We start from the raw sequence: 10784 nt of genomic DNA on the forward strand, positions 1-10784 counted from the left end.
TCCTAATTAAAGCAACAGCCTTCTAGCAAATCATGCTGGAGGCTGTTGCTTTATATAATTTGCTCTTTATACGCCTAAGCGTTCCGTAGTTTGAAACAATGATTTTGTTGCTTGATGAATTTGCCGAGCGGTATCGGATTGATTCATGGTATATAAATGAATGCCAGCCACGCCTTGTGTGACTAAGTCGACAATCTGATCAATGGCGTAGGCAAGTCCCGCATCACGCAATGCAACAGGATTGTGTTCATATTTTTCTAAAATAGCTAAAAATTTCTTCGGTAGTTGAGAAGAGCTGACTTTAATTAGACGTAAAGCCTGTTTACGATTTATAATCGGCATGATTCCAGCCAAAATGGGGGCATCAATCTCTGCCAGTGAGCATCCTTCCTTGAACTGATAAAATTGTTCATTATCAAAGAAAAGCTGTGTAATCAACTGACTGCAGCCAGCTTCTACTTTTTTCCTCAGATGCTTGATATCAGAAATCCGGTTGTCTGAATCTGGATGAATTTCAGGGTAGCAAGCACCTGAAATGTCAAAGTAGGGTGCTTGTTCCTGAATAAAAGTAACCAAATCACTCGCATAAGAAAAATCTCTTTTAGGTGGAATTCCTTCAACAATATCGCCTCTAAGAGCTAACACATGCCGGATTCCTAGTTTTTCAAGCTGTCCAAGGATGGTAGATACTTGTTGCTTGGATAAATAAGCTGCCGGTAAGTGTGCAATGGTAGGAATTCTCAATGTGTTTGTTACATAATCAGCAATTTTGACGGTTGTTTCTTCAATATTAGCTTTGTTATTACTGCAAGTTACGCTAATAAAATGCGGCTGTAAATCCTGTAGTTCATTCAAGGTCTGAATCAATTTTTTTGTACCAACTTGGGTATTCGCTGGAAAAACTTCAAAAGATAGGGAAGTGCCACCTCCTCTTTGAGAATCGGTCATTGCCTACAGCTCCTTTCGAATCGCCTTCACTGCTTGCGTCATGTTTTCCAGGCTCGCTTTTGTTTCACGTTCCCCACGAGTCTTCAAACCACAATCCGGATTAATCCAAACTTTCTCTTTTGGAACCTTTGCTAAAATTGCTCGAATGGTTTCGGTAATTTCTTCCACTGAAGGAATTCGTGGTGAGTGGATATCATAAACACCGGGGCCAACTTGAATTTTAAAGTTTTGTTTTTGTAATTCATCCAAAATTTCCAAATTAGAACGAGACGCTTCAAAGGAAATGACATCCGCATCCATATTCTCAATCGCAGGGATAATATCGGTAAACTCGCTATAGCACATATGGGTGTGGATTTGCGTTTGGGGTTTCACTTTGCTGTGAACCAATCGAAAGGCAGGGATTGCCCAATCCAAATATTCTGAATTCCAATCACTTCTTCTTAATGGCAACTTTTCCCTCAAAGCAGCTTCATCGATCTGAATCACGCGAATGCCGTTTGCTTCTAAGTCCAATACTTCTTCCTGAATCGCCAGAGCAATTTGTAAAGTAGATTCACGCAATGAAAGATCCTCTCGAGGGAATGACCAATTTAAAATGGTCACCGGACCTGTTAACATTCCTTTTACGATTTTATCTGTTTGTGACTGCGCATAAGCAGACCATTCCACCGTAATCGGTGCCGCTCTTGAAACATCTCCCCATATGATAGGCGGTTTCACACCACGAGTGCCGTAAGATTGTACCCAGCCATTTTTACTAAATAGATAACCTTCCAAGTTTTGTCCGAAATATTCGACCATGTCGTTTCGCTCAAATTCACCGTGAACCAAAACATCTAACCCAATTTCTTCCTGCCAAGCTAACCAATCATTCGTTCGGTTTGCGATAAATTCTTTATAGGAATCTTGACTGATTTCTTTTCGTTTGAAAAGAGCACGCGTCTTTTTGACATCTTTCGTTTGTGGGAAAGAACCAATCGTTGTAGTCGGCAGTAACGGCAAATTAAAAATGTCCTTTTGCAAAGCCTCTCTTTTTGAAAAATCAGGTTTTCTTGTAAAGGCATCTTCGGACAATTGATTGATTTTTTCCCCTAGAGCAGTATTTACCGCAATTCTTTCTGATGCAAACAAGTCTTTATTTTCAGCCAGAGCAGCACTGCTTTCTCCATCAAGAATTTCTTTTAATTCAACGAGCTCCTGTAACTTTTCTTTAGCAAAAGAGAAATGCCGCTTGATTTTTTCAGGAAAACTTTCCTTTTCTACTGTGAATGGTACGTGGAGCAAGGAGCAGGAAGTAGACAGGACATAATTTTCCAGCCCCAAACTCTCTAATAGGGCCAAGCTTTTCGAATAGTCATTTCGCCAAATGTTTTTTCCGTTAACGACTCCTGCATACAGAACTTTGTCTTCTGGAAAGGCAGTTTGAACCAACTCGATATTTTTAGTACCTTCCACAAAGTCCAAGCCGATTCCTTCTACTGCTAAGGTAGTCAATTCTTGATACACGTCACGTACATCACCAAAGTAAGTTTGAATGAGGATTTTCAAGCCAGCTTTATCTGCAAGCAAGGAATCATAAAGATCTACAAATAATTTCTTTTCCGCTTCATCAACATCTTTTACCAAAGCAGGTTCATCTAATTGAATCCATTCTGCACCGATTTCATTCAATTTGTGAAACACTTCTTGGTATCCTTTCACCAAGTCAGCGACAAAGTCACGAGCAGCTAAGCCATCTTCAAACTCGCTTAGTTGAAGCAAAGTAAAAGGCCCAACTAAAACAGGGCGGCTATCAATTCCCAAATCCTTGGCTTCTAAGAACTCATCAAAAATTTTGCTCGTACTAATTTGAATAGAGGTGTCTTTTTCAAATTTTGGTACGAGATAATGATAATTCGTATTGAACCATTTTTTCATCGGGAGAGCTTTAATATCGCCTTTTTCTCCTTGGTAACCACGTGCTAAAGCAAAATACTTATCTAGGGAAGATAAGTCACTTTTTTCGACTTCTTTTGGAAGAATATTGAATAGAAAAGCAGCATCCAAGGTCTGATCGTAAAAGGAAAAATCATTACTTGGAATAGAATCAATTCCTGCTTTTTTTACTAGTGTAAAATGCTTGCGCCGGATCTCTTTTCCAATGCGGAATAATTCTTCTTCATTGATTTCGTTTCGGAAATACTTCTCCGTCGCAAATTTTAATTCACGGTTTTCGCCCAACCTGGGGAAACCAATAATGGATGTTTGAGTCATAGTGAATCCTCCTTTGTTGTTATCAAATAAGATAGCACGTTCAAAATGACTTGGATAACTGAGATAAACAATCGTTCGTGATAGCTAAAGACTATAACATAGGGTAAGATAAATGGTAAATACAATAAGAGGAGGAGTCACATGCGGATTGAACAATTGGAGTATTTGGAAGCCATTGTCAAAACAGGCTCGATAAATGAAGCAGCAAAAAATCTTTATTTGACACAGCCAAGCTTATCCAATGCCCTCAAAGAACTGGAAAAAGAAATTGGTATTCAAATTCTAGTTCGCAGTAAACTAGGGGTTTCTTTGACCGACGATGGAAGAGAGTTCATGATTTATGCCCGCCAAATTCTCGACAATGTCCATTTATTAGAAGAGCGATATCAAAAACAAAGCCCTAGAAAACAAGCTTTGTCGATTTCAGCTCAACATTATGCCTTTGTGGTGCATGCTTTTGTGGAACTGATTCGCGGAGTAAATACGGAGGAATATCAATTTACTTTGCGGGAAACAGAAACGCAGAATATTTTGGAAGACTTAACTGCTTTTAAAAGCGAACTAGGTGTTTTATACTTGAATAACTTTAACAAGCAGGTTCTGGAGAAATTATTTAAAGAAAATGATTTAGTATTTACGCCATTATTTGTTGCTCAACCGCATGTTTTTGTAGGAGCTCACAATCCTTTAATCGGGAAGAAATATGTGACGCTGGAAGATTTGGAAGAATATCCCTATCTTTCCTATGAACAGGGCGAGCGGAACTCTTTTTACTTTTCAGAAGAAATCCTCAGTACATTAGACCGAAAAAAGAATATTAAAGTAAGTGATCGCGCAACTATTTTTAATTTGATGGTAGGACTCAACGGCTACACAATCAGCTCGGGAATTATCAGTAGTGAATTGAACGATGATAAAATAGTAGCGATTCCTTTAAAAGTAGAAGACACCATGACGCTGGGCTGGCTGAAGCACCACAAGCTAGAACTGAGTCCTCTGGCAAAAGAATACCTAGAAATTCTTAAGCAGCATATTGAAGGGTTTGGATTTGAGATTGTGGAGTAGACATACCCTTGCAGGATTTGTTGTTTAGATAAAGTGATAATAAAAAGAATACAAAGGAGAAAAACCATGCTGTTTGCAGAAAATACACCAAATAATTTAGGAGTCATTCTTTGTGGCGACCAAAAAGACTTTGAATATTTATACGAGGCTCTGCATATGATGGTCGAGGACGAGGAATATTTCTCTTCGGCCAGGATTCGTGTGTTGGGAATTTGTTATGATATCCGCCATGCCTTAATGGGAAACAGGGAATACCAATTCGTTGAGAATGGCCTTACTGACGAGATAAAGAAATATCAAGGCTTTATCGCCTCTGATAAAAATATCTATTTAAAAATTTATGTCTTATGGCCAGAAATGCTATTCGTCTTATGGGCGCTCAATGATTTTTCCCTGCACTACGCTAAAAAAATTACAAAGAATCAAAGTATGTATAATTTACTCACAAATCCCAAACTAATTTGGGACCGGACTTATATACAGATACGCGAGTTTCAAGCAGCTATAGCGGACTGTATCCAAGAGACCGTAACGGAGCACACTTTCACCCGCTTGATAAATACAATGAATCGCAGAAGTATGAGCGGCGTTCACTATTTCACCCAATATATCGACTTGCTAAATATAAAATTTAGCGATATGGACGCAGAGAAAAGATTAAAAAATATCTCCGTCTATGCAAAGCGAATAGCCGAGCAAAGCGATGAATACCAGCAACTCGCAAGCGAAATTAGAGAGTCAGCCAAGAAATATAATTGTTCAGTCGACGAGATTCGTTTAAAATTGGAATATCCAGAAGATATGGAATGGTGAACAAGAAATCCATACATTTTCGCTTTTCTTTTGGGATGATTATAGATTTTATCAGGTAAAAGAATCCATTAATAGGCGGTCTTTCCTTGATAAAAGTAGTTTATCAAGGAAAGGCTCGATTTTAAATGCTACCTTTCCCTGATAAGTGATCGATATCAAGGAAAGCCTGCAGTTAAAATCCCTGTTTTCCCTGATAAGTCTCTCGGATTCTTCTATTTCGTACGATTCCCTCTAGTGAAGCTCTATTTGCATCCCAACTAGACGACAAGCTCCCCAATCCCAACCAAATCCAAACACATTTTGCACAGAAGTCTTCCTATAAGGTATAGTTAAAGCAAGAGATGGAGCCAAAGGAGTGACAGCTAGAATATGGATATTTTTTTCAAAAGACTCGTAAACCAAAGAAACACATTAAGCGATTTAGAGCAGCAGGTGCTCGATTATTTCATGAAGCAGCCGGAAAAAGTTGAAACGCATACCTTGGAAGAGCTGTCGAAAGATATGTTCGTTTCAACTGCCACAATCAGCCGTACATTCAAAAAACTGGGCTATTCTGGATTCCAAGATTTTAAATTCGCACTGAATGACTACCAAAAGAAAAAGCCGGTTGCATCGCCCATTACGGAAAATCAGACAGCAGATGAGCATATTAAGCGCTTTGAGCTGGAGATGGAGAATAATCTGAATTACTTACGAAATATTCCGCTGAAAAAAATCACGAAGTTAATAAAATCAAGTAGACATTTAGAGTTTTTTGGCGTAGGGAGCTCGCTGCCAATCGCGCAAGAGGCGGCTAGAAAATTCACATTTGCAGGACGGCTAGCCACATCCAGAATTGATTGGGATGAACTTCGTGTGGTTGCAGAAACTTTGAAGCCCGATGACTTAGCCGTAATCATTTCCCTAAGTGGAGAGACTTTGCACGTTCTTGAGTATGCAAATATTCTATACAATAACCAAGTTCCGATTCTTGCAATGGTTGGTACGGAAAGCAGCCATCTGGAAGAATTAGCAACGATTACGATTCGCACGTCACTAGATTCTTACTATGTAAACGATATTGATATGTCATCTCGTTTTCCATTTAACTTACTTCTGGATTTATTAATTCTAGATTACCTCAATGAAAGGGAATACAAAAAATGAAAGAAAATACATTCGTTATGTAAACGGTTGTAAAGAGCTGATTCTTCTCGTAATCTAAAGGTAATTATAAAAGAAGGAGAGGCAAAAAAAGATGGAGAAAAAAAGAAAGAAATTTTCAATGGAATTTCTTCAAGGCTTAGGAAAAACATTTATGCTGCCAGTGGCGCTATTAGCATTCATGGGACTGTTTTTAGGATTAGGGAGTTCCTTTACCAGTTCAGCAACCATTGATGCATTTCCATTTTTAGGAAATGAGATTTTACAAATCATTTTCCGATTCATGTCAACAATTGGCGGTTTTGCATTTACCTATTTACCTGTGTTATTTGCAATGGCAATTCCATTAGGACTTGCACGAAGTGAAAAAGGAGTAGCTGCATTCTCTGGTTTTGTCGGTTATGTCATCATGAACTTGTCTATTAATTTTTATTTGACCGAAACAAATTCATTAGCGGATGCGGATAATCTTCGTGAAGCAGGCCAAGGAATGGTAATGGGGATCCAAACCATCGAGATGGGTGTGCTTGGAGGGATTATTGCCGGAATTGTAGTGTATGATCTTCACAAGCGTTTCTACGCTGTTCAATTGAGTGATGCTTTTGCATTCTTTAGTGGTGCGCGTTTTGTACCCATTGTTACATCTGTTGTATTGAGTGTGGTTGGTCTGATTATCCCTGTTATATGGCCGTTATTTAGTACGGTGATTAATGGAATTGGAAGCCTGATACAAAATGCAGGATTCTTTGGACCATTCTTGTTTGGTGCAGGCGAGCGACTACTGCTGCCAACAGGCTTACATCATATTCTTGTTTCGATGATTCGTTTTACTGAAGCAGGAGGAACAGCTTTAGTTGGAAATGAAACCGTATCAGGTGCGTTAAATATTTTCTATGCTCAACTTCAAAGCGGAGCAGAAATCAGCGGACAGGCAACTGCTTTCCTTTCACAAGGAAAAATGCCAACTTTCATGTTTGGACTTCCAGCAGTTGCTTTGGCAATCTATCACACAGCGCGACCTGAAAATCGTGCAGCGGTAAAAGGTCTTTTAATTTCGGGAGTCATCGCGACCTTTGTAACTGGGATTACGGAGCCGATTGAATTCCTATTCTTGTTTGTTTCACCACTACTTTATCTATTCCATGTTGTGATGACAGGATTAGGTTTCATGGTAATGGCTTTACTAGGTGTGACAATCGGAAATACAGACGGAGGGATTTTAGACTTTATTATCTTCGGTTTGATGCAGGGAACGGAGACAAGATGGTATCTAGTCGTGATTGTCGGGCTGATTTGGTTTGCGATTTACTACTCTGTTTTCCGCTTTGCGATTGAAAAGTTTAACTTGAAAACGCCCGGCAGAGAGATTGCGGATACAGAATATACAAAAGAAGAAGTGAGCTATACCAAAAAAGGCGGCTTTAATACAGAAGTGATCTTATCTGCGCTTGGTGGAAAAGAAAATATTGTATCACTTGATAATTGTGTGACCCGTTTGCGGATGGTGGTAAAAGATGTGGATCAAGTTGATGAAACAATCCTGAAAAAGAATGGAGCACTTGGAGTCGTTAAGCTAGATGATGAAAATGTGCAGGTTATTATCGGAACGAAAGTAGCAAGTTTGAAAAATCAACTTGAAGACATGGTTTAGTAGGAGTGAAAAAATGAGAACGTATGATTTCGACAAAAAAATTGATAGAAGAGGAACGTATTGTACGCAATGGGATTTTATCGAAGATCGCTTTGGGGATAAAGAACTTCTTCCATTCAGCATATCCGACACTGATTTTGAAGTTCCAGAAGAAGTAACGAAAGCTTTACAAAAAAGAATGGAACACCAGGTATTTGGATATACAAGATGGAATCATACGGATTACAAAGCAGCCATTCAAAATTGGTACCACCGCCATTTTCAAGTAGAGCTAAAGGTAGATTGGATTTTATATAGTCCCAGCGTTATTTACAGCGTAGCTCGATTGATTGAATTGCATTCTGAAGAAGGAGATGGAGTGTTAATTCAAACACCAGCTTATGATGCCTTTTTCAAAACAATCTCTGCTTCGGGGCGGTCTTTAATTGAAAATCCTTTGCGCTACCAGGATGGAGGGTATGAATTAGACTTTGAAGATTTAGAGGAAAAAATAGCACTGCCAGAAACGCGTGTTTTCCTATTGTGCAGTCCGCATAATCCAACAGGGAGAGTGTGGACTTATGAGGAAATCGAAAAAATCGTCCAATTATGCAAACAACATGATGTATTCTTGATTTCCGATGAAATTCATATGGATGTGCGCCGACCAGGAAAACAGCACTATCCAGTACTTCTTTTTGAACAAGACTACGACCGTATAGCACTCTGTTCTTCCGCCAGCAAAACCTTCAATACTCCTGGCTTGGGTGGTTCTTACTTATTGTTGCCAAACGAAAATATTCGTGATGACTTTACGGTGTTATTGAAAAATCGAGATGGCTTATCCTCAGCGAGTATCTTTGGAATTGTCTCTCTTATGGCTGCATATGAGGAAGGTAGCGAATGGCTCAAGCAATTGAATCTCTATATTGACGAAAATTTCTACCATATAAAAGAGTTTTTCCAAAAAGAGTATCCGGAGGTTCAATTTACGGTTCCTGAATCGACCTATCTAGCTTGGATTGATATCAGTGGATTGCCGTATTCTATGGAAGATTTGCAAGAAGCACTTGTGAAAGTAGGACGAGTGGCTATTATGAACGGCGAGATTTATGGCGGAAACGGCAAACAATTCCTCCGCTTAAATGCAGGCTGTTCAAGAGAAAAATTAAAAGCAGGATTAGAACGATTTAAAAAAGCAGTAGAATCTCTGAAAAAATAAAAACAGGACCTGACTCACTAATCGAATAGTGTGTTAGGTCCTTTTTCTGTATATTTCTCTTTCAAAACGAACTTTTCTCAGCCCATCTGTTAAAAAGGCGAGGCTGCGGGAGTTTCAGTGATCTGTCTCTTGTTTTCAAGGGAACCAATGCGAGTATTCCTTACCTGCAAATTTTTCTCTTTCAATAACTTTACTACTCTTTGTATTTCTGAGATTACTTTCGTAGTCATGAGACTCTCTATATAAATAATATGTTTATTTTCTATCTTCCCAATATATGAACTCGAAACGATGATGTTATATTTTGAATGAGCCAAGGAGTCGCAGGATAGGTGTAGATCGGTGTGTCGTTCTACGATAACTTGATTGGAAGTGTAAAGATCAATCATTTCTACAATCATCTCTGCATGATGTCGATCATAATCGCTAATAACGAGTATATATATGGGCTGTTGCCTTTTTTCCAGTTCAAAGAATAACCGTTCCCAATGAGTAAAAAGGGTATAAACTAAATGATTTAAAACAATTTCGTTCGATTCCTGATTGATATGTTTCCGATACATTTTAATGCCGTTATAAACATTTTTGAAAAATTCAGGATACTCATTTTGTAGCTGTTGAACAAAATGTTTCTTTTTATCAAAGAGAATGTAATTTGACTGTATTGTTTGTTTTTCTAAGTGAGAAGTATTGTGCAGATCAAGAATAAGCGATTCTTTATTTGTTAACGTAATTCCATAAGAGCTGGCAAGTTGATCTAAAAAGCAGTCTAAAAAATTAGTCGATTTTTTTGTGTGTTCATCCAGCTTAGATTGATTAATTAAGGAAGAATAGTCAAAGTGGAAATCTTTTTGTACAAAAGCTACAAATAATTGCTCAAGTACTGGCAAATCTAGATCAAAGCCATAAAGTTCTTTAAAATTAACAGCAATTTTTTTAAAGTCTGAAGATTTAGAAAGAAATTTTAAAATATTCAGATTATTCGATTGACGATTGGACACCCAATGATGATTCGTCAGTCTGATAAAATTAACTGCTGTTACGATTTTTATATGGCAGAGTGTGCCATAGTCCATTGGTATCTGTAAGATTTTCGTAAAAGCCAACAAAAATTCCACAAACGATGGTTCATCGATCGTTTCAAATGGCCATTCAAAGTTAGCGTAGCACTCAGTAAAGTATTGGGAATAAAAATAACGAATATCCCGTTCGGCTCCTGCAATACAAAGAGGTCCCGATTCCAACTCAATATGATAATGTTTTTTCAGTGATCGATTGATTCGTTTAATCATACGATAAAGAGTAGATTTACTAACAAAAAAAATATTAGATATAGAGTCAATTGTTTGGTTTTCATGAAAGAAAATGTATTCTAGAATTTTAAACTCAACCATCTCTTTTAATAGATTCTGATGAATCAAATCGATACTGACATTCTCATGAAAGGCAATTCGTATTCCATAACTGGAAGTTTCGATGTTAAAGGAAGTATGTTTGTCGCGAAAAAACGCGATATCATCTTTTAAAATTCGGTCGGAGCAATGAAGCTTTCGAGACAACTCGCTCAACTTTACCCAGTCATCCATATAATATAGTGTCTCAATTAGCATTAAGTGACGCAATTGTTGTTTTGAAAGAATTTCCCTCAAAAAAATCTCCTCCTCAAAGCTAAGAAAACCCACTCTGTTATGTATCTGAATTTTATTA

Annotated in this window: 8 protein-coding genes; 5 read left to right on the plus strand and 3 right to left on the minus strand. The window is 38.1% G+C overall.

Features of this window, described 5'->3' with window-relative positions; translation table 11 throughout:
- Positions 1-66: 66 nt before the first annotated feature.
- Entirely contained in the window at positions 67-948 is an 882-nt protein-coding gene (gene metF, locus EJN90_RS09145; protein ID WP_126110529.1) for a methylenetetrahydrofolate reductase [NAD(P)H], read from the minus strand.
- A gap of 3 nt (positions 949-951) precedes the next feature.
- Positions 952-3204: a 5-methyltetrahydropteroyltriglutamate--homocysteine S-methyltransferase gene (metE, locus tag EJN90_RS09150; protein WP_126110531.1), complete on the minus strand. Its 2253-nt coding sequence runs from the start codon at positions 3202-3204 to the stop codon at positions 952-954.
- A 141-nt stretch (positions 3205-3345) separates the two neighbouring features.
- Here metE and EJN90_RS09155 point away from each other — a divergent pair, with 141 nt between their 5' ends.
- The 5 genes from EJN90_RS09155 (at position 3346) to EJN90_RS09175 (ending at position 9077) form a co-directional block, all read left to right on the plus strand.
- On the plus strand, positions 3346-4269 hold the full coding sequence (locus tag EJN90_RS09155) for a LysR family transcriptional regulator (protein WP_126110533.1): 924 nt from the start codon (positions 3346-3348) through the stop codon (positions 4267-4269).
- Between the two features lie 66 nt (positions 4270-4335).
- The gene (locus tag EJN90_RS09160; protein WP_126110535.1) at positions 4336-5082 is read left to right on the plus strand and encodes a DUF6904 family protein; all 747 of its coding nucleotides are present in this window, start codon (positions 4336-4338) and stop codon (positions 5080-5082) included.
- A gap of 369 nt (positions 5083-5451) precedes the next feature.
- Complete coding sequence (locus tag EJN90_RS09165) at positions 5452-6228, plus strand: MurR/RpiR family transcriptional regulator (protein ID WP_126110537.1); 777 nt, start codon at positions 5452-5454, stop codon at positions 6226-6228.
- Between the two features lie 91 nt (positions 6229-6319).
- Entirely contained in the window at positions 6320-7876 is a 1557-nt protein-coding gene (gene malX, locus EJN90_RS09170; protein ID WP_126110539.1) for a maltose/glucose-specific PTS transporter subunit IIBC, read from the plus strand.
- Positions 7877-7889: 13 nt separating this feature from the next.
- Positions 7890-9077, plus strand: coding sequence for a MalY/PatB family protein (locus EJN90_RS09175; RefSeq protein ID WP_126110541.1), 1188 nt, complete (start codon positions 7890-7892; stop codon positions 9075-9077).
- A gap of 89 nt (positions 9078-9166) precedes the next feature.
- On the opposite strand, the gene EJN90_RS09180 is transcribed toward EJN90_RS09175, so the two are convergent.
- Entirely contained in the window at positions 9167-10726 is a 1560-nt protein-coding gene (locus EJN90_RS09180; RefSeq protein ID WP_164544050.1) for a M protein trans-acting positive regulator PRD domain-containing protein, read from the minus strand.
- Between the last annotated feature and the right edge of the window lie 58 nt (positions 10727-10784).

This window comes from Jeotgalibaca ciconiae (genome assembly GCF_003955755.1).
Classification (GTDB): Bacteria; Bacillota; Bacilli; order Lactobacillales; family Aerococcaceae; genus Jeotgalibaca; species Jeotgalibaca ciconiae.